Genomic DNA, 22,630 nt, shown 5'->3' on the forward strand with positions numbered 1-22,630 from the left:
TGGTGCCCCAATGACAACCTGCTCGCGCCTATGCCGGATCAAGCGGATTCCGGCGGCAGATGGATTTGTGAGCGGGCGAAGGGCGCAGCTCAGCGGTTGGGCCGCGGCGACGCTGCTCGGCCTGACGGTCGCCGGCTGCGCGACGGCGACGCTGGATCAGGCCGGCTCACTCCGTTCCTACGACAACATGGTGCAGTCGGACGGGATGTTGACCCGTTCGCAGCTGCGGGTGAGCAAGGACGAGGTGCTGGCGGCGAAGACGATCAGGATCGTGCCGACCGTGTTCTCGGAGCGAACGCCTGCGCCGTTCACGCCGGCGCAGCGCAGGCTCGTCACCAACGCCGCCGACCGTGCGCTGTGCGCGGGTTTGAGTGAACGCTTCTACGTGGTTGCGTCGGAGCCGGCCGATCTGACCGTTCACGCCGTCATCACGCATGCGGTGCCGACCGATCCGGCCGCCGTCGGTGTCTCCAAGGGTGTGTCGGTGGCGAAGACAATTTTGTTGCCCGGCGTGCCCGTGCCGGTCCCGCGGATTCCGGTGGGGCTCGGCAGCCTGTCGCTCGAAGCCGAGGCGCGCGATCCGGCCGGACAGCAGAAGGCGGCGATGGTCTGGGGCCGCGCGGCCAATGCCTTCGACAGCGGGCGGATGTCGGAAGAGGGCGATGCGTACGGCCTTGCGGCATCGTTCGGCGGCGATTTCAGCCAGATGCTGGTCACCGGCGTGACGCCGTTCGGCGGCGTGCCGTCGATGCCCTCGATGCAGCGGCTCGGCTTCCTGCTTGGCGGCGCGCCGAAATACCCGGCCTGCGAAGCGTTCGGACGCGCGCCGGGCCTCGTCGGCATGATCGGCGACAGCGCCGGCGTGCCGCCTGATTGGACCGACAAGGGGCCGGTCGCGGCGAAGGTGGAGTGAGCCGGCCGGCACGCGTACGAATGTTCGCGTGCACACGGCTGTAACGGGGCACCGCCGTGGCACAATTTGTGTGTCCTGCTCTGCGCGGAGTAGCCGCAAAACAGAAGGTGCCAGCACAGACGGATTGCGATAACGTCGGTTTGCCGTGGTCCGTTCGGCCAGCCGTCAACCCGTCGGTGAAGCCAATGCAGCAGATTGCGGAATGGCTCGAGAAGCTGGGGCTTGGGCAATACGCGCTGCGTTTTGCCGAGAACGGCATCGACGTTGGTGTTCTTCCCGAATTGACGGATGAAGACTTCGACAGGCTCGGAGTCCTGCTCGGCCATCGCCGCAAGATGCTGCGTGCCATCGCCGATTTCAATCAAGCCGAACTGATCGCCGCGCCGGTTTCATCGCACGATGCAGAGCGACGCCATCTCACCGTGATGTTTTGCGACCTGGTCGGCTCGACGGCGTTGTCGGCTCGTCTCGATCCCGAGGATATGTGGGAAGTGATCCGCGCCTATCGCGCGGCCTGTGCGCGGGTAATCGCGACATATGATGGCGTCGTTGCCAGATTTATCGGCGACGGCATCCTCGCATATTTCGGCTACCCGCGTGCGCATGAAGACGATGCGGAGCGCGCAGTGCGCGCCGGCCTCGACGTCATCGCCGCGATCGGCAAGCTCGAGACCCGAGCCGACGAGGGGGTCGCGGTGCGGATCGCAATTGCGAGCGGGCTCGTCGTGGTCGGCGACCTCGTCGCCGGCGGGGCGTCGGAGGAGCAGGCGCTGGTCGGCGATGCGCCGAACATCGCCGCGCGGCTGCAGAGTTTGGCGGAGCCGGGCGTGGTCGTCGTTGCCTCCTCGACACGCCGGCTGCTCGGCAATCTGTTCACGCTTCGCAACCTCGGCCGCCGCGAGGTCAAGGGTATCTCCGAGCCGATCGCGGTGTGGGCTGTCGAGGGCGAGCCGGCATCGGAAAGCCGCTTCGAGGCGGTGCGGACCGCGCGCTCGATCGGCTTCGTCGGCCGCAAGGCGGAGATCGAATTCGCGCTGTCGCGTCAGCAACTGGCGTGGCAGGGCCACGGCCAGGCGGTGCTGATATCGGGCGAAGCGGGGATCGGCAAATCACGCATCGTGGCGATGCTCTCCGACGGCCTCGCGTCCGGGACGCACCGCCGTGTGCGGTATCAATGTTCGCCCTATCATACCAATAGCGCGCTGCATCCCTTCGTCGCCCAGCTCGAGCGTGCCGCCGGCATCCGCGTGGAAGATGTGCCGGAGCAGAAGCTGGACAAGCTCGAGGCCATGCTGGCGCTCGGGACGCAGCATGTGCCCAGCGTGACACCGCTGATCGCGGCGCTGCTGTCGATCCCGACCGGCGACCGCTATCCGCCGCTCGGCCTGAGCCCGGCGCAGCAGCGGCGGCAGACATTCGCAGCGCTGCTCGACCAGCTCGAGGGCCTTGCCCGGCAGCAGCCGGTGCTCGTCGTCTGCGAAGACATGCATTGGGCCGATGCCACGTCGCTCGAATTGCTCGACCTCGCGGTCGACCGGATCAGGGGACTGCCGATCCTCATGCTGATGACGTTCAGGCCAGAGTTCGAACCGCCGTGGGCGGGGCTTGCCAATGTCAGCCTGCTGCGGCTGGACCGGCTCGACCGGCAGGACACGCGCGCCCTGATCGAGCAGGTGACTGTCGGCCGGTTGCTGCCCGGCGAGATGATGACACAGATCATCGAGCGGACGGATGGTGTCCCACTGTTCGTCGAGGAGCTGACCAAGATGGTCATGGAGTCGGGGCTGCTCGTCGAGAATGCCGGACGCTACCGCCTCGACAGTCCGCTGCCGCCGCTGGCGATCCCGGCGACGCTGCAGGACTCGCTGATGGCCCGCCTCGACCGCCTGGCGCCGGTCAAGGAGGTGGCGCAGATCGGCGCAGCGATCGGCCGTGAGTTCTCATACGCGCTGCTACGCAGCGTGGCCGGTCGCGATGATCTGACGCTTGCCGCGGCGCTCGCCCAGCTCGAGGAGGCGGAGTTGCTGTTGCGTCGGGGCACGCCGCCGGATGCGAGCTACAGCTTCAGGCACGCATTGGTCCAGGAAGCGGCTTACGAGAGCCTGCTCAAGAGCCGCCGGCAATTGCTCCACAAGCAGATCGGCGATGTGCTGCGCGCCAAGTTTGCCGAGATCGCCGAGATCGAGCCGGAAGTGGTTGCGTATCATTTCACCGAGGCAGGGCTCGGCCAGACTGCGCTGGCGTGGTGGCGCAAGGCCGGTCAGCAGGCGCTGAAGCGCTCGGCCTATTGCGAGGCGATCGCACATCTCGGCAAGGCGGTCGCCATCGCCGATGAACTGCCCGACGAGCCGGGTCGGATGATCGGCCGGCTGCATCTGCAAATCGCCTACGGTCGCGCGCTGCGCGGCAGTCTTGGGCACAGCGCCCCCGAGACGGTGGCCGCCTGGACGCGCGCCCGGCGGTTCGCCTCTGACATCGACGATCCAATCGAACTGGCGCCGATCCAGTCGGGCCTCTTCAACGCCTGCTTGACCCACGGCGAGCTCGCGCCGATGCGGGAGTTGGCGGAGGCGATCATGGGCGCGGCGGAGCGGCATCCGGATTCGCCGGTGGCGACGATCGTCGCGGGCTGGACCAGCGGGGTGACCTGCTGGTTTGCGGGCGACTATCTGAATGCGCGCGTCCATCTCGAGAGGGCGTTCGCTGCCTATGCGACCGAGCCGGATCCGGCAACGTTGAAGGCATCGACGCTCGATCTGCCGTTCGTCATCATGAGGTTCCTGGCGCTCGTGCTTTGGCCGCGCGGCGAGATCGATCGAGCCCGGCAGCTCGCGGGCGCAGCAGTGAGCGTCTCCGGGGAACAGCGTGCGCTCGCGCGCGCCAATGCGCTGGTTCACAAGGCCGTTTTCGACGGGCTGTGCGGCAGCCGGTTGCGGCAGACCGAGACGATCCTCGCGTTGGGACTGGCGCAGGATCACACCATGCCGCTGTATGTCGCCGCCGGCACTTATCTCAATGGTTTGGCGAAGTGGCGTGCCGGCGACCTGGCGGCAGGTCTCGCGGAGATGCAGCGCGGCTGGACATTGCTTCACGAGAACGACTGCTACCTCTGTGATCCCTTCTGGGGACTGCAGATCGCGGTGGCGAATGCGGAGGCGGGGCATGTCGAGGCGGGGCTCGACATCATCAACGAGTTGATCGACGCAACGGAGCAGTCCGGGCAGCACTGGCTCGATGCCGAGCTGTATCGCGTGTTGGGCGAGCTGCGGTCGCGTCGCGACACCCCAGACATTTCCGGTGCCGAGGATGCTTTCCGCCGCGCTATCGAGATTGCGCGAAGGCAGCAGACGAAGACGTTCGAATTGCGCAGCGCGCTGGGACTTGCACGTCTTTGCAGTCGCAGCGATCGGGCAGACGAGATGTCTCAATTGTTGTCGCCGGTGCTCGCCAGCTTCGATGCGGCGCTCGATCTTGCCGAAATCGACGACGCACAGAAACTGCTCACACAGGCGCGTTGGCGGCCCGACCGCAACTCGCGCGCGTCTTGACCGGCGCCGCATTGGAGCGGTCGTTGGGCGCGGCGCTTGCGGAGTCCGAAAATTGGAACTCTTGGGTTCCCGAAATCTTACGGTGCGACCATGCTCATTTTGCTGTTGCATCCAGCGGCGCATTTGCATCTAACTATTTCGGATCGTGTCGCAGGAAATTCCGCCGCGCGGTCAAGTGTTTGGAATTCGTTGTTTGGCCTGTGTTCGAGTGAGTTTGCTTTGCGACCCTTCATCACGAGTTCCCGCAGGTGAGCATTTCCGGCGGAAGTCGTAATCGTCTTCTAGCAACATTGTCGCCGGCGGATTTGGACCTCCTGAGGCCCGAGCTGGAGACTGTCGCGCTCGAACAGGACGAGGTCCTGGCGCGCGCCGGCGACGAGATCGACTACGTCTACTTTCCTCACAGCGGCGCGGTCTTGTTGATGATCGACATGGCGGATGGGCACACGGTCGCGACCGGTGTGGTCGGAAACGAAGGGGCCGTGGGCAGCCTTTCGGTGCTCGGAGCGTCACCGTCAGGCATCACCGCAGTCGTCCGTGCTGCCGGTATGGCCTCGCGGGTTCCCGCGTCGCGCTTTCATGCCGCTTTCGGCCGCAGTCCCGGGATCCGGCAGGCGATCCAAAAGCACGTCAGGGCGATGCTGATCCAGTTTCAGCTTGGCTCCGCCTGCAATGCACTCCATCCGGTCGAGGCGCGGATGGCGCGTTGGCTGCTCCAGCTTCGCGAACGCGTCGACAGCGACGTCCTCCCGTTGACCCAGCACGCGCTTTCGCAAATCCTGGGCGTACGGCGAACAACGGTGACGTTGCTGATGGGCAATCTGCGCAAGCGCGGTGCGATCAGGTCCGATCAACGCGGCCGGATCGAGATCGACCGGGGACGGCTGGTGGCGGCGGCGTGCGAATGCCATCGCGTCATGCGTCTTGAGGCCGAGGAGATTTTCTCGGGTGACAAGGCTCGAACTCCAGGAATGGCTCCGGCCGACGATCCCCGCATCTCGGAAATCGAGGCGGACGACACCGTGTGAGCGCGTTCCCGGCGCGATCAGCTTGCTGGCCGCCGATCACGCTCCCGCGCGGTGGAGGATGCCGCCTCGAGCTTTGCAATCTCGCGCAGCACGTGCGCCGTCTCGCGCAATTCATTGCGTTCGGGGCCCGGCTTCAGCCGTCGTGCTTCATGGAGAAAGTCCTTGGCCTGCAACAGCCAGGCAGACGTTTCCATTGAGTTCTGCGCATGCGCCATGGTGTCCCTCCATCGCGATGATCAAGAGTGGTGGCCGGTTTCAGGCCGGCGAACCGGCGCTGCGGCGTCGCCGCACGCGGATGCTCGGCTCGTCGACCCAGGCGTCCCCCGCAAACCAGGCGTGATCAGCGCGGCAAAATGGGCAAGGGGTGCGCGAGAAGAACACCGTACTGCGTCGAAAGCTCTCGCGATCGGTTTTGATCCCGGTGGAAATCGCGTGCCCGGTTTGCGGACATTTGACCATGACCATGCCCATGTGAGCCTCCCTCTCATATTGTTTTTTGCTCTTGCAGAAAAGCTCCGGCCGGTTGGATTGGCCTCAGGTCGGTGCGGGGTAGTTGGGGGGCATCTCGCACCTGCGGCGGTTGACAGAGCATTGGGCAGTGGGGGCTGCATGCTCGTCACTGGGCTTTTTCCAACCGGCCAGATCCCTCCTCAAACGAATCCTCGATGTGAGTTGAACGCCGCTTCTTCAGGCGGCGTGGCGAAGCACCTCGGCAAATCGTTTCCTGGCTGGTTCGCGGACTTTCGTCGCACCCGTCTGGTCGAACGGGTGACTCGACAACGGCATCTCGAAGAGACGCGTGCCCTTCACGGTGACTTTCATTTGGCTTTCGCTCACCGCACAGCCCTCCCTCTCAAGCGCAAGCATTCTCCGCAACGCTTGCCCGCGTCACGGGAGCTGACGCTCCGTGCTCGATTCAGATTTTTGAGTGAACTTCGATCCTGTCCCGAGCTTACTGTGCGGGACGAGGCCGAGACTGTCGGTTCGGTTTGCGACTCTCGCTGATAATTTTTTTGAGAATGTCAACCCAAACTAACATGGGTTTATGGGGAGTGCTGTGCATAAGTGAATGCTGCCGTGAGCAGCAGCGTGCCGTCTCCAGTGCGAGGTCGCGCAGAACACTGGCATTGAGCGCGCTGCAACAAGTGCTCGGCCGGCTGTCGCAAACAAAAACCCCGGCATCGCTGCCGGGGTTTTGCATTTCGTGGATTGCCTTGAGAGGCCAGACCTTAGAAGTCCATGCCGCCCATGCCGCCGCCCGGAGGCATCGCGGGGCCGCCGGCGTTCTTCTTCGGCAGCTCGGCAACCATCGCTTCCGTGGTGATCAAGAGCGCGGCAACCGAGGCAGCGTTCTGGATCGCGGTACGGACGACCTTGGTCGGGTCGATGATGCCCTTCTTGACGAGGTCGGCATAGTCGCCGGTCTGGGAGTCGAAGCCGTAATTGTAGGTCTTGTTCTCCAGGATCTTGCCGACGATGACGGAGCCGTCTTCACCGGCGTTGATCGCGATCTGGCGAGCCGGAGCCGACAGCGCCTTGCGCACGATCTCGACGCCGGTCTTCTGGTCGTCGTTCTTGGTGCGCAGGCCCTTGAGCTGCTCGGAAGCACGGAGCAGGGCGACGCCGCCGCCCGGGACGATGCCTTCCTCGACAGCCGCGCGGGTCGCATGCATCGCGTCATCAACGCGATCCTTGCGCTCCTTCACCTCGACCTCGGTCGCGCCGCCGACGCGGATCACCGCGACGCCGCCAGCGAGCTTGGCGAGACGCTCCTGCAGCTTCTCACGGTCGTAGTCCGAGGTGGTCTCCTCGATCTGCGCCTTGATCTGGGCAACGCGGGCGTCGATGTCGGCCTTCTTGCCGGCGCCGTTGACGATCGTGGTGTTTTCCTTGTCGATCATCACCTTCTTGGCACGACCGAGCATCTGCAGCGTGACGTTCTCGAGCTTGATGCCGAGGTCTTCCGAGATGGCCTGGCCGCCGGTCAGGATCGCGATGTCCTGCAGCATGGCCTTGCGGCGATCGCCGAAGCCCGGAGCCTTGACGGCCGCGACCTTCAGGCCGCCACGCAGGCGGTTGACGACGAGGGTGGCGAGGGCTTCGCCTTCGACGTCCTCGGCGACGATGACCAGCGGCTTGCCGGTCTGCACCACGGCCTCGAGCAGCGGCAGCAGCTCGTTCAGCGAGGAGAGCTTCTTCTCGTTGATCAGGATGTAGGCGTCGTCCATCTCGACGCGCATCTTGTCGGCGTTGGTGACGAAGTAGGGCGAGATGTAGCCGCGGTCGAACTGCATGCCCTCGACGACGTCGAGCTCGGTCTCGAGCGACTTGGCTTCCTCGACCGTGATCACGCCCTCGTTGCCGACCTTCTTCATGGCGTCGGCGAGGAACTTGCCGATCTCGGCATCGCCGTTGGCCGAAATGGTGCCGACCTGGGCGATCTCCTCGTTCGAGGTGACCTTCTTCGAGTTCTTCTGGAGGTCAGCAACGACGGCTTCGACCGCGAGGTCGATACCGCGCTTCAGGTCCATCGGGTTCATGCCGGCGGCGACCGACTTGGCGCCTTCCTTCACGATCGCCTGGGCGAGCACGGTCGCCGTGGTGGTGCCGTCGCCGGCCGCGTCAGCGGACTTGGAGGCGACTTCGCGCACCATCTGGGCGCCCATGTTCTCGAACTTGTCCTCGAGCTCGATCTCCTTGGCGACGGTGACGCCGTCCTTGGTGATGCGGGGAGCGCCGAACGACTTCTCGAGCACGACGTTACGGCCCTTCGGACCGAGGGTGACCTTCACCGCGTTGGCGAGAACGTCGACGCCGCGCAGCATCTTGTCGCGCGCCTCGACGGAGAATTTGACTTCTTTAGCTGCCATCTGAGTTTTTCCTTGAGAGATTTACCTGGGAGGGAGGGAGGCGCTTAGGCCGCCTTCTTCTTGGAAGCGGGGACGTCGAGGACGCCCATGATGTCGCTTTCCTTCATGATCAGCAGGTCTTCGCCGTCGATCTTGACCTCGGTGCCGGACCACTTGCCGAACAGGACGCGGTCGCCGACCTTGACGTCGATCGGGATCAGCTTGCCGGCTTCATCGCGGCCGCCCGGGCCAACGGCGATGACTTCGCCCTGGGAGGGCTTTTCCTTGGCACTGTCCGGAATGATGATGCCGCCAGCGGTCTTCTCTTCGGCGTCGATACGCTTAACCACGACGCGGTCGTGAAGCGGACGGAATTTCATGCAGTCCTCCTAAACATTTGCGGATGCTGTAGATTTTTGGAGTTTTAGCAGTCCAGCCCGGCGAGTGCCAGGCTGGTTGGGCAGGAGATAGGCCAAGCCTTGGCGGCCGGCAAGTGCCTCTAGCAGAAAAATTGGCACTCGCGAATGACGGCTGCCAGAAGGATGCCGGGATCATTTCGGCATCCTTAATGCCGTCGGGAGCGCCCGCTGGGCTATTAGCAGATGCGGTAAGCTGCTGCCAACGCAAGAAATTTCAACAACCTATTAAACATTTAGGCTTGAGATGGGTTAGTCGCGTGCGTCACATTTCTCTCATGTGAGCGCATCCATTGCCGGTGGTCCGGCGGGGAAGGTCGGCCACCATGTGAGTGCGCTCCGTCACAGGAGGTTGGCATGGTCTCGCGAGTTGGTGGGGTTGTTTCCGACGATTTCCGGAAGCAGTTGCTGGGGTACGGGCTGACGACGGCGCAAATCCTCTATCGGATGCCCGATCACCCTTCGTTGCTGCAGACCTATGTCTGGCAGAACTACGATCTGTTTCCGAAATTTCCGGCGCTGCAGGATTTCCTCGCCTTCTGGCAGCAGAAGCTCGAGGGCCCGCTGTTCTCGGTGACGGTGGCGCATTCCAAGCTGGTCAAGCCGGCCGAGCTGCGCGCCGTCGACGGCGTGTTCAGGCTGCATTGAGCGGGCAAGAGGGCAAAAGCGCGCTGTGCGCCTTTGCCCACCTGCGCGCACGCGACTTGTGTTAGCCTCCACCGATCAGAAAAAGACGGGAGGCGAACAATGGCCAAGAAGCCGGCATCAAGATCCGCAGCCAAGACCGCGGTGAAGAAGAAATGGACCGGGCTCGGCGCCGGTGCCAAAAAATCCTCCGCGAAATCGTCCGCGCGCAAGACCATCAAGTCCAAGGGCCGCGTCTCGGCGGCGAAGAAGAGCGCGCCCAAAGCGGCGACCAAGGCGCGGCCGAAGCAGCGCGTTGCCATCAGCCATCACCGCGAAGAGGATTTCAAGGCCGACGGGCTGCGCGCATACGCCAGGTACCGCGACCTCGGCATTGCCGCCGCTTCGCACGGCCTCGCGCAGGCGCATGTGATCCGGCTCCAGGGACCGTGTAATCCGGACGAGGTGTCGAAGCTGCACTACCACGACGTCGACTTCCAGATGGTCTATGTGCTCAAGGGTTGGGTGAAGACCTACATGGAGGGCGAGGGCGAGACGCTGATGCAGCAAGGCAGCGCCTGGACCCAGCCGCCGCGTATCAAGCACATGATCCTGGACTATTCCGACGACGTCGAACTGCTGGAAGTGATCCTGCCGGCCGAGTTCAAGACGGTGGAGCTGAAGGCGTAGGCACTGCTGCGTCATGGCCGGGCTTGACCCGGCCATCCATCCTGCTTCGAAAGACTCTTTCTTGGTTGATGGATGCCCGGTTCAAGCCCCGGGGCATGACGATTTTCTAGGCGGTGTACCCATAAAACCGTCGGCGTGACTCTCCGTCCGCTTTGCCCCGATAGCGACCAAGTTCGTGCGGCAACGCAAGATGTCGCGATGGGCCACAACCGGACTTCAACAGGACAATGGCAAAGTCATGGTCGCGTGTCGGCGGCCATAGCCTGATGAACTTTTTCGCTTTGCGTTGATCGCGGCGCTTCAAACCCGATTAACTGTCCCGGCCACAAAGCCAATAAACGATCCGGTGAAAAAAGAAGCACTAAGCATTATTAGACTGCCCGTCACGGAGAGAACAAGCTTGTCTTGAACAAAATGAAGTACCATCCATCCCAGCAGCATGCAGATTAGCCCGCCGCCTGCCGGCCACATCGCACGCCGCCGAACTGCGAGCCGCTGGGCCGGGCCAAGCAGTTCAGAGTTCCGTGATAGATTCCGGGATCGGCGAAACGACACCTCGAAACTCAAGGCTACCACGATCAGACAGGCAGTGAGGAAGTAACCAGACATTACCCTTGGTCCCGACCATTACCATCTTGAAGGACACAGGCGAGACAATAGCGTAGGTTGATTGCCTCAACCTTAAGGAGATAGCGAACAAAAGCTGTATCGGAGCACTATTCCAAACTCGTCAGCGAAGTCCGCTATGGGTCATTCACGTCGAATCGCATCGGGCGGAGCCGCCGGTCGATGTCCGCAATGCTCCGTTTGCGTCCACGCCGGCACTGCGCGGTAAACGACGCTAGGGGAATAGCTGCCCACAATGTTAAGACGGCGGCGCGCACTTCGAAACTAACACCGGCACGTCCGGTCGAATCTTCCGTGCCAACGCGACGCGCTCGTTCCAACCGCAAGTAAAAAGGCGAAAATCCTCTGAGAAATCTGCTACACTCGGCCTATGAAAACCTTTTCAGATAAGGTCCGCGACATCGTGCGCAAGATCCCAAAGGGGAAGGCCATGACGTACAAAGCTGTCGCTGCTAAAGCCGGCAATCCGAAGGCTGCGCGCGCGGTTGGTGCCATAATGCGCACGAATTACGACCCATCGATCCCCTGTCATCGCGTTATTGCAAGCGACGGCTCAATGCGCGGCTACGTTCGTCCGCGCCGTCGGCCGGCCCAACAATGATCCGCTTGACAGGGAGCCTCACCGCGTCAGCACCGCCCCGGATTGCGCGGAGCCTGTCATCGGGCGCGCGTTCGCGCGAGCCGTTGGCTCCATCCAGGCTACTGCGGCTACGGCTGCGTCATCGCCCCCACGATCGCGCCCATTAGGCACGTCGTCAGCGTGCCCGAGACGATCGATTTCAGCCCGAGCGCGTTGATCTCGTCGCGCCGTGTGGGCGCCATGATGCCGAGGCCGCCGATCATGATGCCGAGGCTCGCGAAGTTGGCAAAGCCGCACATCGCGTAGAGCATGATCAGGCGCGAGCGCGGATCGAGCGCGTCGGGGCCGAGCTTCGACAGATCGACATAGGCGATCAGCTCGTTCAGCACCGTCTTGGTGCCCATCAGGCTTCCAGCCGTGATCGCCTGCGGCCAGGGCAGGCCCATCAGCCAGCACACCGGCGCCATCACGTAGCCGAGCAACCGTTGCAGCGAAATCTTCGCGCCGCCGATCTCCGGCAAGAGGCCGATGATCTTGTTGCCGAGATAGACCAGCGCGACCAGCACCAGCAGCATCGCGATGATGTTCATCAAGAGCTCGAGCCCGGCCGCGGTACCCTTCACGATCGCGTCCATCGTCGACGACACCGGGACATCGGGATCGTCGAGCGATCCGCCAGTGCGTTTGTCCGACGTCTCAGGAACCATGATCAGGCTCACCAAGATGGCGGCCGGTGCGCCGAGCACCGAGGCGATGACGAAATGCGCGGCCGCATCTGATATCAGCGGCGCCAGCAGCGTGGCGTACAGCACCAGCACGGTGCCTGCGATCCCGGCCATGCCGCCGGTCATCACCAGAAACAATTCGCTGCGGGTGAGCTGCGCCAGATAGGGGCGGATGAACAGCGGGGCTTCCACCATGCCGAGGAAGATGTTGGCCGCGGTCGAGAGCCCGACCGCGCCGCCGACGCCGAGCGTGCGCTCCAGGATCCAGGCCATGCCGCGCACGACAGGCGGCAGCACGCGCCAATAGAACAGCAGCGTGGTCAGCACGCTCATCACCAGCACGATCGGCAACGCCTGGAACGCGAGGATGAAATCCGAGCCGGGTGCCTTGGGATCGAACGGCGCCGGGCCGCCGCCGACGTAACCGAACACGAAGGCGGTGCCGGCGCGCGTCGCGGCCGCGATGGTGCCGACGGCATCGTTGATCGCGCCGAAGGCCTGCGTCACCAGCGGCACCTTGATCAGCATCAGCGCAGTCGCAACGGTGACCGCGAGCCCGATCGCCGCCTGCCGCAGCGACACCTTCATGCGATTCTCGCTCAACGCCCAGGCGATCATAAGCAACGCCACCACGCCGAACGCCGATTGCAACTGCAGCATCACGCCCCCAAGAACATCAGCGGATTATGAGCAGGGGCCTCGCGCAGCGCAATGCTGTTGCGCGTGCGTCTTGAATCCATTGACAAGTTGCAGGCGCTCGGCCACGCAATCACGCATGTCCACCACCACGCCGGCCGGCGCCCGCGATCTGCTCGGCCACAGACCGTTCCTGTTCTTTCTGTCGTCGCGCAGCCTGTCGCGCTTCTCCAGCCAGATCGGCGCGGTCGCGATCGGCTGGCAGATCTATGACCTGACCGGCAGCGCGTTCGACCTCGGCATGGTCGGACTGGTCCAGTTCCTGCCGACCGCGCTGCTGGTGTTCGTCGCCGGCCACGCCGCAGACCGCTTCGAGCGCAAGCGCGTGGTGCAGGCCTGCCAGATCGCGGAAGCGCTGACCGCATTGTTTCTTGCCGGAAGCACTTTTGCAGGCACCATCTCCGAGATCCAGATCTTCGTTGCGACCTTCGTGCTCGGGATCGCCGGCGCGTTCGAGAGCCCGGCGACCGCCGCAATGTTACCGCTGATCGCGCCGCAAGGCGCGCTGCAGCGGGCGACCGCGATCTCGAGCGGCGCGGCGCAGGTCGCGACCATCACGGGACCCGCGCTCGGCGGCTTCGCCTATGCGCTGATGCCGAGCGCGCCCTACGGCATCATGATGGTGTTCTGGCTGCTCGGTGCGCTGCTCACCGGCGGCATCGGCCGGCTGCAGCAGGCGGCGGCGAAGAACGGCGAGGTGTCGGATGACCTGTTTGCCGGCGTCACCTTCGTGCGCAGCAATCCGGCGATCCTCGGCACCATCTCGCTCGATCTGTTCGCGGTGCTGTTCGGCGGCGTCACCGCGCTGCTGCCGATCTATGCGCGCGACATCCTGATGACCGGCCCGCTCGGCCTCGGCATCCTGCGCGCCGCGCCGGCAGTCGGTGCGCTGCTGATGACCATGGTGCTGGCGCGGCACACCATCAACCGCCGCGTGGGATTACGCATGTTCCAGGCGGTCATCGTATTCGGCGTGGCGACGGTGGTGTTCGCGCTGTCGCACTGGATGTGGCTGTCGGCGCTAGCGCTCGCGGTTGTCGGCGCCGCCGACACGATCAGCGTCGTGATCCGCTTCTCGCTGGTGCAGCTTGCCACCCCCGACGAGATGCGCGGCCGCGTCGGCGCGGTGAACTTCCTGTTCATCAACGCCTCGAACCAGCTCGGCCAGTTCGAGAGCGGCGTCACCGCGGCGCTGCTCGGCACCGTGCCGTCGGCCGTGCTCGGCGGCGTCGCCACCGTCGCGGTCGCGCTGCTCTGGATGAAGCTGTTCCCGACGCTGCGGGATGTCGAGAAGCTGGAGTAGGGGCGTTCTTACCTCGCCCCGCTTGCGGGGAGAGGTCGCCGCGCAGCGGCGGGTGAGGGGGACTCTCCGCGAGTTCGTCCTTCACCGTCCTCGTGGAGACTCCCCCTCATCCCGACCTTCTCCCCGCAAGCGGGGAGAAGGGGAAGATCACCCGCGCCGAGGTACTTACAAATTTCGGAATAATGGAAAAATATCGCTGAGTTGCCCGACGTGTCAAGCTGCCGTCTCGGACGCCGCTAGCTGCCGGCTACTTTGCATGGGGTTGTTCTCGATATTTTTGGCAGTGCGTCCCTGCGAGGGCATGGCCGGGACAAGCCCGGCCATGCCGTCGTGATCATCCTGCCGCAAGCAGGGAGATAGATCAGCCCCGACCGACGAACGGCATCTTGGTCGCCATGACCGTCATGAACAGCACGTTGGCGTCGAGCGGCAGGCCGGCCATGTAGGCGACGGCGTCGCCGACTGCTTTCGCATCCATGCGCGGTTCGTGCTTGGTGGTGCCGTCCGGCTGCAGCACGCCGGGGCCATTGACCATGCGGTCGGTCATCGGGGTTGCGGCATTGCCGATATCGACCTGGCCGACCGCGATGTCATACATGCGGCCGTCGAGGTTGGAGGCCTTGGTGAGGCCGGTGATGGCGTGCTTGGTCGAGGTGTAGGCTGCCGAGAACGGCCGCGGCGCGTGCGCCGAGATCGAGCCGTTGTTGATGATGCGGCCGCCGCGCGGGTTCTGGTCCTTCATGATGCGGAAGGCGTGCTGGGTGCACAGGAACGGCGCGGTGAGGTTGGTGTTGACCACGGCCTGCCACTGCTCGAGCGGCAGATCCTCGAAATGCACCGGCGGCGCGCCCATGCCGGCATTGTTGAACAGCACGTCGAGCCGGCCATAGGTCGCCTTCACCTTGTCGAACAGCGCGGCGATCGCGGCCGGGTTGGCCATGTCGGCGGTGACGCACAGGCTCTTGCCGGCGGGGCCGAGCTTGGCGGTCTCTTCCAGCATCTCCAGGCGGCGCCCGACCAGCACCACGGTGTAGCCCTTGTCCATCAGAGCGAGCGATGCCGCGCGGCCGACGCCGGTGCCTGCGCCGGTCACGAGCGCGATCTTGGTTGCTTCGGTCATCCGAGTTTCCTCTTACTTGGTTTTTGCTTCGGTTTCGTTCTTGTAGGGTGGACGTGGAATGTTCTGGTGCGCCGCGCGCAGCGCCGCCGACCAGCGCGAGCGCAAATCGTGGAAGTAGGGCTCGCCGGCCTCGATGCGGTGGTTGAGATCGGCCTCGCAGGCATCCGTGCGCACCACCAGGACGTCGATCGGCAGGCCGACGCCGAGATTGGAGCGCATCGTCGAATCCATCGAGATCAGCCCCGTTTTGAGCGCCTCATAGAGCTCGACGTCGTAATGCATGGCGCGGTCGAGCACCGGCTTGCCGTATTTGTGCTCGCCGATCTGCAAATAGGGCGTGTCGGTGGTGCATTCGATGAAGTTGCCGGCGGTGTAGACCATGAACAGGCGCATCCGCGATCCCTTGATCTGGCCGCCGAACAGGAACGAGACGTCGAAGGAGATATCTTCGGAACGCAGCGCATCGCCCTCGGTCGCATGCACCGAGCGGATGGCGCGGCCGATCCGCTGCGCCGCCTGGAACATGGTCGGCGCGTTCATCAGCGTCTCGAGCTCGCCCGTGTGCGGATCTTCCATGCCCTCGGTCAGGGTCGACAGCACCGACTGGCTGATCGCCAGATTGCCGGCGCTGGCGATCGCCATGATGCGGTCGCCGGGCTTTTCGAAGATGTGCAGCTTGCGGAAGGTCGAGACGTTGTCGAGGCCGGCATTGGTACGGGTATCGGCGATCATGACGAGGCCGTCGCGCACCAGAATTCCGCAGCAATAGGTCATTTCCAGTCCTCAAACGGTCCGAGTTCATCGGCGGGAAACTAGTAGCCAATTTCGAGCATGCATCCAACCCCAATTCCCCGTGACGGGACAAGCGACGGCCGGTCTGGAGGGGCCGGCAACGGTCAGGACCTGTTCCACGGTTGGCCGCCTGCGAATCCTGTGCTTGCCCGGCCGCGTTCTGCGTCGCGCGCAGCCGGCAATGATCTGCGCCCCGTCTCATTGCGAGGCACTCGGCGTTGTGGTCGACTGCCTGTATCGACAAGAACAACAAGAATTCCGGGAGGCGAGAATGTCGCTCAAACTGTCTGCATTTGTCGTGGCACTGAGCGTCGCGGTGATGGCCGCGAGCCCTGCATCGGCGCAGAAGAAGGGCGGCACGCTGCGGCTCTATCACAACGACAATCCGCCCTCGACCTCGCTGCTCGAGGAATCCACCATCGCCTCGGTGATGCCGTTCGCGGCGGTCTTCAACAACCTCGTGGTGTTCGACCCGGCCAAGGTGCACGAATCGATCGACACCGTGATTCCGGATCTCGCCGAGAGCTGGTCGTGGGATCAGACCAACACCAAGCTCACCTTCAAGCTGCATCACGGCGTGAAATGGCATGACGGCCAGCCCTTCACCGCCAAGGATGTGCAATGCACCTGGCGGATGCTGATCGGCAAGAGCGAGACCCAAGACTCCAAAACCCAAGACTCTAAAACCCAGGACTTCAAGCGCAATCCGCGCAAGGTCTGGTACTCGAAGCTCAAGGATGTCAGCATCAACGGTGACGATGAGGCGACCTTCGAGCTGAGCGAGCCGCAGCCCGGCCTGCTGGCGCTGCTCGCCAGTGCCTTCTCGGTGGTCTATCCGTGCCACGTTCCTCAGCAGGTGATGCGCACCAAGCCGATCGGCACCGGGCCGTTCAAGTTCGTCGAGTTCCGGCGCGGCGACTCGATCCGTCTCGTCCGCAACCCCGATTACTTCAAGAAGGACCGGCCGTATCTCGACGAGATCACGGTGCGCTCGATCGACAGCCGCGCCACGCGCATGCTGGCGTTCGCGACCGGCGATTATGACATCACCTTTCCGTCCGACGTCAGCATTCCCCTGATGAAGGACGTCAAGGCGCGGGCGCCGAACGCGATCTGCGAGATGACGTCGACCAATCTGCAGATCAATCTCTTGGTCAACCGGGTCAATCCGCCGTTCGACAATCCCGACATCCGCAAGGCGATGTCGCTGGCGCTCGATCGCAAGGCCTTCAACAGCATCCTGTTCGAGGGCACCGGGCGGCTCGGCGGCGCGATGCAGGCGAAGCCCGAAGGCGAGTGGGGCATGCCGCCGGAGATCCTGTCGACGCTGATGGGCTACGGCCCCGACATCGAAAAGAACCTCGCCGACGCGCAGGCGATCATGCAGAAACTCGGCTACAGCGACGCCAAGCCGCTGTCGATCAAGATCCAGACCCGCAACCTGCCGACCTATCGCGACCCGGCCGTGATCCTCGCCGACCAGCTCAAGAAGATCTACATCGTCGCCGAGCTCGACATCCTGGATACGCCGCGCTGGTACTCGCGGCTGCAGCGCAAGGACTACACGATCGGCCTCAACGTCACCGGCGTCAGCGTCGACGATCCCGACGGCAACCTGGTCGAGAACTATTCCTGCAATTCCGAGCGCAATTACACCCAGTATTGCAATGCCGAGGTGGACAGACTGCTCGCCGCGCAGTCGCGCGAGGTCGACAAGGACAAGCGCCGCAAGATTGTGTTCGACATCGAGCGCCTGCTGGTCGACGACGCCGCGCGGCCGGTCATCCTGCACTCATCGGCCGGCAATTGCTGGCAGCCTTACGTGAAGAATTTTCATCCGCACGACAACAGCCAGTACAACAATCTGCGCTTCGAGGATGTCTGGCTGGATAAATAACGCGTGCTGTCCCGCAGGGCGACGACGTGCGTCGTCGCCCTGCGCACACGCGGAGTGCTGGCGCCGATCGCCGGGTGTCAGACTAGCGACGGTACCCGTTAGTCAGGGCGCGCACAGGTCCACATCCGAAGCCGCTACGGAAGCTCGGATATCAGCTTGGTCCACTCGGACTCGGGCCAGGCCCGTGAGGTGCAGGTCCGTATGTTTCCCTGAGAACTGAGGGCAAGCGCGAGCTTTGTGATGTGGTCGCCGAGCGGGGCCTCGGCGAGGAGAAGGATGTCATGCTCGCCGGAGGTGAGATAGACCTCCTTGATTTCGACACCGAGCGTCTTGGCGAGTTCTTTTGCCGCTCGGCTGCGCTTGGGAGCGTCCTTGACACTACGAATTCCCTGATCGGTCCAGTCGATCCTCACTATGAATGTCGCCATGTCGTCCTCCAAGGGTTACGCATTCCCTTGTCTGCCGCGCGTGCGGCAGGCCAACCTGCATCATGTTGAAGTTGAGGGAGCGCCACATAAGGCAGGCGCTGCTTTCAGACTGCGATGCCTGCCGACGGCCTGACCGCTGCCCGTTCCTTCAAACGGAGACGTCGGCCCGTCCCGTCTAAGGCAGCTCGTTGCAGATTACGCCATGTCCCTTGCTTGAGAAAGAGGGCTCCCCGCGTTGTGATCGGGACCGCGATGGCCTCGCGTAAGCGAGGGCGCCGCGTCAAGATCACACCCTCTGCGCAAGGATGCGGCCGCAGACCTTCGCGCGCCGGACAGCTATCCGATGAACGTCAGGTGTGGGTGTAGTCACCGGGTTTCAACCCGAGCGCCTTGACAGCTGCTTCGGGAAGCAGCCCCCACGCTTCGACCGTTTCATTCGGAGCCATCATGTCCGCAATAATTGCGGTGGCCTTTGCCGCGTCTCCTTCAGCTACGAAGAAGACCGAGCGAACAGGCGGGCCGCCGTCCAACGGCGCAGTTCTTACGAGGACAACGTGACCATTTGCCATGCTCTCTTTTACCGCTATCGCGACGCTGTTTCCACGGATCTCATCGGTCGATCCCGGCGATCGGCCTCCGACGCAGGCGCCAGAAGCGAAGCTGCCCCAGTATTGCATCGTCGCGGCTCGAACACCAAATAACACGAGGTGGGACGCAGAACCGCTCCAGGAGCGAGAGCGTGGCCAGCAAAAGAGCGAACGAAGAGCTCCCCGTCATTGCGCGCTTTGAGGTGCGCCGCCGCAATTACCTCGCGCCCGACGGCTCGATCGAGCGGCCGCTTCCTGCCTTCGCCACCGATGCCAAGCTACTGGTCGAACTTTACCGGTCGATGGTGCTCTTGCGTCTGTTCGACCGAAAGGCTGTTGCATTGCAGCGCACTGGTCGGCTGGGAACCTATGCCATTTCGCTCGGCCAGGAGGCCGTGTCGGTCGGCATCGCGAGTGCGATGCGGGAGGATGACGTTTTGTTGCCCTCCTATCGCGACAATGGCGCGTTGCTCTGGCGTGGCGTCGCGCTGGAGGAGATTCTGCTGTTCTGGGGCGGCGATGAACGCGGCAATCAATTCTCCGGTCCGGTGCACGATTTCCCGTTCTGCGTTCCCGTCGGATCACAGGCACCGCATGCCGCTGGCGTTGCCTATGCCCTGAAGTTGCGCAAGGAGCCACGCGTGGCCGTCTGCATGTTCGGCGACGGCGCCACCTCGAAAGGCGATGTCTACGAGGCCATGAATTTCGCCGGCGTTCACAAATTGCCGCTCGTGTTCGTCGCCACCAACAATCAATGGGCCATATCGGTGCCGCTGCGGCTGCAAACCGCGTCTGAAACGTTGGCCCAGAAGGCGATCGCTGCCGGGTTCAGCGGCGAGCAAGTGGATGGGTGCGACGTGGTGGCGATGCGCGCCGCCGCCGCGGAGGCCATTGCCGCTGCCCGCGATGGCAAGGGCCCTCACTTCATCGAAGCGGTCACCTATCGGCTCGGCGATCACACGACGTCGGATGATGCATTGCGCTATCGTTCGGCCGAAGAAGTCCAGGCGCATTGGAAGGAAGAGCCGATCGCGCGCCTCAGGTCCTATCTTGTGGGTCAGAAGATGTGGACCAAGGCGGACGAGGAACAGCTTGCCGCCGAGTGCCATGAGCGCATCGAGGCGGCGGTGGAGCGCTATCTGAAGACGCCGCCGCGCCGAGCAGAAACCATGTTCGACAACCTCTATGCCGAGCTGCCCGAGCCGTATGCCGCGCAGCGCCGCGAACTCGCGGGAGAGGACGATGCCTGAAGTCACGTTGGTCGAAGCCATCAATCTGGCGCTCGGCCGCGTCATGGCGGATGATCCCGATGTGGTCGTGCTCGGCGAAGATGTCGGCGTCAACGGCGGCGTCTTCCGCGCGACCATCGGCTTGCAGGAGCGCTTTGGTCCGGAGCGCGTCCTCGATACGCCGCTTGCCGAACTCCTGATCAGTGGGCTTTGCGTCGGCATGGCCGCGCAGGGATTGAAGCCGGTCGGCGAAATCCAGTTCATGGGATTTATCTATCCCTGTCTCGATCAGCTGGTGAACCACGCATCACGGATGCGCAACCGTACCCAGGGACGGCTCACTTGTCCGATGGTTCTGCGCACGCCGCATGGTGCCGGCATTCGCGCACCCGAGCATCATTCCGAGAGCACTGAGGCGATGTTGGCCCACATTCCGGGCTTGCGTGTCGTGATGCCTTCTTCGCCGGAGCGCGCCTATGGACTTCTCCTCGCTGCGATCCGCGATCCCGATCCGGTGGTGTTCCTGGAGCCGACGCGGTTGTACCGCGCCGTGAAAGGCGAGGTCGAGGACAACGGCGAAGCCTTGCCGATGGATCGCGCCTTTGTCGAGAGGGAAGGTCGCGACGTCACGCTGATCAGCTGGGGTGCGATGCTGAAGGAAACGATGGCCGCAGCGGACGCGCTCGCCGACGAGAGCATCGCTGCCGAGGTTATCGACCTCGCCACGCTCAAGCCCTACGATGAAACCACCGTGCTCAGGTCGGTCGCAAAGACCGGGCGCTGCGTCATCGTGCACGAGGCCGCGCACACCGGCGGATTTGGCGCGGAGATCGCAGCCATGATCGCCGAGCGCGGACTATCCTCGCTGCTCGCACCCGTGACCCGCGTCACCGGCTACGACACGATCATCCCGATGGCCCGCCTCGAGCAACGGTACATGCCGTCGGTCGGACGCATCGTGACCGCAGCCCGAAAGGCGCACCAGTACAACTGAACACCAACGGACCTCGTGCCATGCGCCAGTTCACGTTGCCGGACCTTGGTGAAGGTCTTGAAGAAGCTGAGATCGTCACCTGGTACGTCAACGAGGGCGATCACGTCGTGACCGATCAGCCGCTGGTTTCGGTCGAGACCGACAAGGCGGTGGTCGAGATACCGGCGCCGTCGAGCGGACGCATCGCGCGCCTGTTCGGTGCCAAGGGCGATATCGTGAAGGTCGGCGCGCCGCTCGCCGAGTTTGCCGAGGAGGCCGGGCAGGACACCGGCACGATTGTGGGCGAACTCGACACCGGCGAGCAACGGCGGGCTCCAGCAACTGCTTCGCAGCCCAGCGGGCAGGGAGCCCAAGTGTTTCCGGCGGTGCGCGCCCTTGCGCGCAAGCTTGACGTCGCGCTCGATCTCGTCGAGGCGACCGGGCCCGGCGGCACCATCACGCGGGCCGATGTCGAGAGGGCGGCGAAGCGGATGTCTCACAGCGGACCGGCCGAGCCGCTGCGCGGCTTGCGCCGCGCGATGGCCCAACGCATGACGGCAGCGCACGCGGAAATCGTCCCCGCGACGGTCACCGATGAAGCCGACATCGACGATTGGCGGCAGGGCGAGGACGTGACAATCCGCCTGGCGCGGGCGATCGCCGCTGCCTGCAAGGCAGAGCCCGCGCTCAATGCCTGGTATCATTCCGGTACGGGAGAACGGCGCCTGATCGAGCGCATCGATCTTGGCATCGCCGTCGACACCGGCGGCGGCCTGATCGTTCCCGTGCTGCGCAATGTCGCGGAGCGGAGCGTATCGGACCTGCGGGCCGGACTCGACCGCCTGCGAGCCGACGCAATCGCGCGCGCGATACCTCCGGAGGAACTGCGCGGTGCGACGATCACGTTGTCGAACTTCGGCATGATCGGAGGCCGGTTTGCCAATCTCATCATCGTGCCGCCGCAGACGGCGATCGTCGGCGCCGGGCGGATTTCGGAGCGCGTGGTCGCGCTTCGGGGGCAGGTTGCGGTCCGACGCACGCTGCCGCTATCGCTGACCTTCGATCATCGGGTGGTGACGGGCGGCGAAGCTGCCCGTTTCCTGGTCGTCCTCAAATCCGACGTTGAGCGCATTTCGTGACATCACTCATTCGCGAGACGGGCAGGAGCGTTCACGGCTCCTGCCTCTGTCCCGCAGGTGCATCGACGAGGAAGGCCTCGTCGACCGGCACGCCGAGCGCCGTGACCAGCCGGTTGGTCTCGGCGGCCATGCCGACGATTGCCAGCATTTCCTGATATTCGGCGTCGGTCATGCCCCTGGCGCGGGCGCCCGCGGTGTGCGAGTGAATGCAATAGCTGCAGCCGTGGGCAACCGAGACGGCCACGTAGAGCATCTCCTTGACCTTCGGGTCGAGCGTGCCCGGGGCCATCACCTCCTTGATGCTCTCCCAGGTTCGCCGCAGCGTCTTCGGATCATGCGCGAGCGCGCGCCAGAAATTGTTGATGAAGTCGGAGTTCCGGGTCTTGCGGATGTCGTCGAACACGGCGCGGGCCTCGGTCGAGAGTTCGTCGTCGGAAAGCAGTTTCACGGTTGCCATGGCTTGTCT

At 64.0% G+C, this 22,630-nt stretch carries 22 protein-coding genes; 11 read left to right on the forward strand and 11 right to left on the reverse strand.

Annotated features, from left to right (window positions below; genetic code table 11):
* Nucleotides 1-67: 67 nt before the first annotated feature.
* The 3 genes from XH92_RS18915 (at nt 68) to XH92_RS18925 (ending at nt 5,489) form a co-directional block, all read left to right on the forward strand.
* A complete protein-coding gene (locus XH92_RS18915) occupies nt 68-913 on the forward strand; it encodes a DUF3313 domain-containing protein (protein WP_246788485.1) in 846 nt (281 codons plus the stop codon).
* A 185-nt stretch (nt 914-1,098) separates the two neighbouring features.
* Nucleotides 1,099-4,461 (forward strand): adenylate/guanylate cyclase domain-containing protein, encoded by a 3,363-nt coding sequence (locus tag XH92_RS18920; protein WP_194460544.1) that lies wholly within the window; start codon nt 1,099-1,101, stop codon nt 4,459-4,461.
* Between the two features lie 248 nt (nt 4,462-4,709).
* Nucleotides 4,710-5,489 carry a Crp/Fnr family transcriptional regulator gene (locus XH92_RS18925; RefSeq protein WP_246788486.1) on the forward strand — a complete coding sequence of 260 codons (780 nt, stop codon included), beginning with the start codon at nt 4,710-4,712 and terminating at the stop codon, nt 5,487-5,489.
* Between the two features lie 17 nt (nt 5,490-5,506).
* Here the strand turns inward: XH92_RS18925 and XH92_RS18930 are convergent, their stop codons facing one another.
* From XH92_RS18930 to groES, 5 genes are all read right to left on the reverse strand, one after another.
* On the reverse strand, nt 5,507-5,704 hold the full coding sequence (locus tag XH92_RS18930) for a hypothetical protein (RefSeq protein ID WP_194460545.1): 198 nt from the start codon (nt 5,702-5,704) through the stop codon (nt 5,507-5,509).
* A 40-nt stretch (nt 5,705-5,744) separates the two neighbouring features.
* Nucleotides 5,745-5,960 carry a hypothetical protein gene (locus XH92_RS18935; RefSeq protein WP_076858594.1) on the reverse strand — a complete coding sequence of 72 codons (216 nt, stop codon included), beginning with the start codon at nt 5,958-5,960 and terminating at the stop codon, nt 5,745-5,747.
* A 216-nt stretch (nt 5,961-6,176) separates the two neighbouring features.
* Nucleotides 6,177-6,311, reverse strand: coding sequence for a hypothetical protein (locus XH92_RS43625; RefSeq protein ID WP_256437671.1), 135 nt, complete (start codon nt 6,309-6,311; stop codon nt 6,177-6,179).
* A gap of 407 nt (nt 6,312-6,718) precedes the next feature.
* On the reverse strand, nt 6,719-8,359 hold the full coding sequence (gene groL / locus XH92_RS18940; RefSeq protein ID WP_024582526.1) for a chaperonin GroEL: 1,641 nt from the start codon (nt 8,357-8,359) through the stop codon (nt 6,719-6,721).
* Between the two features lie 44 nt (nt 8,360-8,403).
* The gene (gene groES / locus XH92_RS18945) at nt 8,404-8,718 is read right to left on the reverse strand and encodes a co-chaperone GroES (protein ID WP_021077770.1); all 315 of its coding nucleotides are present in this window, start codon (nt 8,716-8,718) and stop codon (nt 8,404-8,406) included.
* Nucleotides 8,719-9,111: 393 nt separating this feature from the next.
* On the opposite strand from groES, the gene XH92_RS18950 reads away from it, so the two are divergent.
* The 3 genes from XH92_RS18950 (at nt 9,112) to XH92_RS43910 (ending at nt 11,296) form a co-directional block, all read left to right on the forward strand.
* Entirely contained in the window at nt 9,112-9,402 is a 291-nt protein-coding gene (locus XH92_RS18950; protein ID WP_074127572.1) for an usg protein, read from the forward strand.
* A 99-nt stretch (nt 9,403-9,501) separates the two neighbouring features.
* Nucleotides 9,502-10,068, forward strand: coding sequence for a cupin domain-containing protein (locus tag XH92_RS18955; protein ID WP_194460546.1), 567 nt, complete (start codon nt 9,502-9,504; stop codon nt 10,066-10,068).
* A 1,057-nt stretch (nt 10,069-11,125) separates the two neighbouring features.
* Nucleotides 11,126-11,296, forward strand: a complete 171-nt coding sequence (locus XH92_RS43910; RefSeq protein WP_371818086.1) for an MGMT family protein — start codon at nt 11,126-11,128, stop codon at nt 11,294-11,296.
* Nucleotides 11,297-11,403: 107 nt separating this feature from the next.
* Here the strand turns inward: XH92_RS43910 and XH92_RS18965 are convergent, their stop codons facing one another.
* Nucleotides 11,404-12,660, reverse strand: a complete 1,257-nt coding sequence (locus XH92_RS18965; RefSeq protein WP_194460547.1) for a NupC/NupG family nucleoside CNT transporter — start codon at nt 12,658-12,660, stop codon at nt 11,404-11,406.
* 115 nt (nt 12,661-12,775) lie between these two features.
* On the opposite strand from XH92_RS18965, the gene XH92_RS18970 reads away from it, so the two are divergent.
* Complete coding sequence (locus XH92_RS18970) at nt 12,776-13,999, forward strand: MFS transporter (protein ID WP_194460548.1); 1,224 nt, start codon at nt 12,776-12,778, stop codon at nt 13,997-13,999.
* 361 nt (nt 14,000-14,360) lie between these two features.
* Here XH92_RS18970 and XH92_RS18975 read toward each other — a convergent pair whose 3' ends face one another.
* Together XH92_RS18975 and XH92_RS18980 are read right to left on the reverse strand one after the other, a co-directional pair.
* Nucleotides 14,361-15,119 (reverse strand): SDR family oxidoreductase, encoded by a 759-nt coding sequence (locus XH92_RS18975; RefSeq protein ID WP_194460549.1) that lies wholly within the window; start codon nt 15,117-15,119, stop codon nt 14,361-14,363.
* 12 nt (nt 15,120-15,131) lie between these two features.
* A complete protein-coding gene (locus tag XH92_RS18980) occupies nt 15,132-15,893 on the reverse strand; it encodes a proteasome-type protease (protein WP_050406373.1) in 762 nt (253 codons plus the stop codon).
* A 289-nt stretch (nt 15,894-16,182) separates the two neighbouring features.
* Here XH92_RS18980 and XH92_RS18985 point away from each other — a divergent pair, with 289 nt between their 5' ends.
* Nucleotides 16,183-17,808, forward strand: a complete 1,626-nt coding sequence (locus XH92_RS18985; RefSeq protein WP_194460550.1) for an ABC transporter substrate-binding protein — start codon at nt 16,183-16,185, stop codon at nt 17,806-17,808.
* Nucleotides 17,809-17,942: 134 nt separating this feature from the next.
* Here the strand turns inward: XH92_RS18985 and XH92_RS18990 are convergent, their stop codons facing one another.
* Nucleotides 17,943-18,236: a GYD domain-containing protein gene (locus tag XH92_RS18990; RefSeq protein WP_246788487.1), complete on the reverse strand. Its 294-nt coding sequence runs from the start codon at nt 18,234-18,236 to the stop codon at nt 17,943-17,945.
* A gap of 350 nt (nt 18,237-18,586) precedes the next feature.
* Nucleotides 18,587-18,913, reverse strand: coding sequence for a hypothetical protein (locus XH92_RS18995; protein ID WP_246788656.1), 327 nt, complete (start codon nt 18,911-18,913; stop codon nt 18,587-18,589).
* A 113-nt stretch (nt 18,914-19,026) separates the two neighbouring features.
* On the opposite strand from XH92_RS18995, the gene pdhA reads away from it, so the two are divergent.
* From pdhA to XH92_RS19010, 3 genes are read left to right on the forward strand one after another with little or no spacing between them, the layout of a single operon-like run.
* Nucleotides 19,027-20,073, forward strand: a complete 1,047-nt coding sequence (gene pdhA, locus XH92_RS19000; RefSeq protein ID WP_210345590.1) for a pyruvate dehydrogenase (acetyl-transferring) E1 component subunit alpha — start codon at nt 19,027-19,029, stop codon at nt 20,071-20,073.
* The gene (locus XH92_RS19005; protein WP_194460553.1) at nt 20,066-21,046 is read left to right on the forward strand and encodes an alpha-ketoacid dehydrogenase subunit beta; all 981 of its coding nucleotides are present in this window, start codon (nt 20,066-20,068) and stop codon (nt 21,044-21,046) included. The genes pdhA and XH92_RS19005 overlap by 8 nt, the downstream gene beginning before the upstream one ends.
* Nucleotides 21,047-21,066: 20 nt before the next feature.
* On the forward strand, nt 21,067-22,164 hold the full coding sequence (locus tag XH92_RS19010) for a dihydrolipoamide acetyltransferase family protein (RefSeq protein WP_194460554.1): 1,098 nt from the start codon (nt 21,067-21,069) through the stop codon (nt 22,162-22,164).
* A gap of 31 nt (nt 22,165-22,195) precedes the next feature.
* On the opposite strand, the gene XH92_RS19015 is transcribed toward XH92_RS19010, so the two are convergent.
* Nucleotides 22,196-22,621 (reverse strand): carboxymuconolactone decarboxylase family protein, encoded by a 426-nt coding sequence (locus tag XH92_RS19015; RefSeq protein WP_194460555.1) that lies wholly within the window; start codon nt 22,619-22,621, stop codon nt 22,196-22,198.
* Between the last annotated feature and the right edge of the window lie 9 nt (nt 22,622-22,630).

This window comes from Bradyrhizobium sp. CCBAU 53421 (genome assembly GCF_015291625.1).
Taxonomy (GTDB): domain Bacteria; phylum Pseudomonadota; class Alphaproteobacteria; order Rhizobiales; family Xanthobacteraceae; genus Bradyrhizobium.

Bases quoted from the DNA above. Each gene is read 5' to 3' on its own strand.
- XH92_RS18975 (WP_194460549.1), bottom strand. From the start codon at position 15,119: ATGACCGAAGCAACCAAGATCGCGCTCGTGACCGGCGCAGGCACCGGC.
- XH92_RS18950 (WP_074127572.1), top strand. From the start codon at position 9,112: ATGGTCTCGCGAGTTGGTGGGGTTGTTTCCGACGATTTCCGGAAGCAG.
- XH92_RS18970 (WP_194460548.1), top strand. From the start codon at position 12,776: ATGTCCACCACCACGCCGGCCGGCGCCCGCGATCTGCTCGGCCACAGA.
- XH92_RS18985 (WP_194460550.1), top strand. From the start codon at position 16,183: ATGTCGCTCAAACTGTCTGCATTTGTCGTGGCACTGAGCGTCGCGGTG.
- XH92_RS18955 (WP_194460546.1), top strand. From the start codon at position 9,502: ATGGCCAAGAAGCCGGCATCAAGATCCGCAGCCAAGACCGCGGTGAAG.
- XH92_RS43910 (WP_371818086.1), top strand. From the start codon at position 11,126: ATGACGTACAAAGCTGTCGCTGCTAAAGCCGGCAATCCGAAGGCTGCG.
- XH92_RS18920 (WP_194460544.1), top strand. From the start codon at position 1,099: ATGCAGCAGATTGCGGAATGGCTCGAGAAGCTGGGGCTTGGGCAATAC.
- groL (WP_024582526.1), bottom strand. From the start codon at position 8,359: ATGGCAGCTAAAGAAGTCAAATTCTCCGTCGAGGCGCGCGACAAGATG.
- XH92_RS18980 (WP_050406373.1), bottom strand. From the start codon at position 15,893: ATGACCTATTGCTGCGGAATTCTGGTGCGCGACGGCCTCGTCATGATC.
- groES (WP_021077770.1), bottom strand. From the start codon at position 8,718: ATGAAATTCCGTCCGCTTCACGACCGCGTCGTGGTTAAGCGTATCGAC.
- XH92_RS18935 (WP_076858594.1), bottom strand. From the start codon at position 5,960: ATGGGCATGGTCATGGTCAAATGTCCGCAAACCGGGCACGCGATTTCC.
- XH92_RS18995 (WP_246788656.1), bottom strand. From the start codon at position 18,913: ATGCAATACTGGGGCAGCTTCGCTTCTGGCGCCTGCGTCGGAGGCCGA.
- XH92_RS43625 (WP_256437671.1), bottom strand. From the start codon at position 6,311: ATGAAAGTCACCGTGAAGGGCACGCGTCTCTTCGAGATGCCGTTGTCG.
- XH92_RS19005 (WP_194460553.1), top strand. From the start codon at position 20,066: ATGCCTGAAGTCACGTTGGTCGAAGCCATCAATCTGGCGCTCGGCCGC.
- XH92_RS18990 (WP_246788487.1), bottom strand. From the start codon at position 18,236: ATGGCGACATTCATAGTGAGGATCGACTGGACCGATCAGGGAATTCGT.
- XH92_RS18930 (WP_194460545.1), bottom strand. From the start codon at position 5,704: ATGGCGCATGCGCAGAACTCAATGGAAACGTCTGCCTGGCTGTTGCAG.
- XH92_RS19010 (WP_194460554.1), top strand. From the start codon at position 21,067: ATGCGCCAGTTCACGTTGCCGGACCTTGGTGAAGGTCTTGAAGAAGCT.
- XH92_RS19015 (WP_194460555.1), bottom strand. From the start codon at position 22,621: ATGGCAACCGTGAAACTGCTTTCCGACGACGAACTCTCGACCGAGGCC.
- XH92_RS18965 (WP_194460547.1), bottom strand. From the start codon at position 12,660: ATGCTGCAGTTGCAATCGGCGTTCGGCGTGGTGGCGTTGCTTATGATC.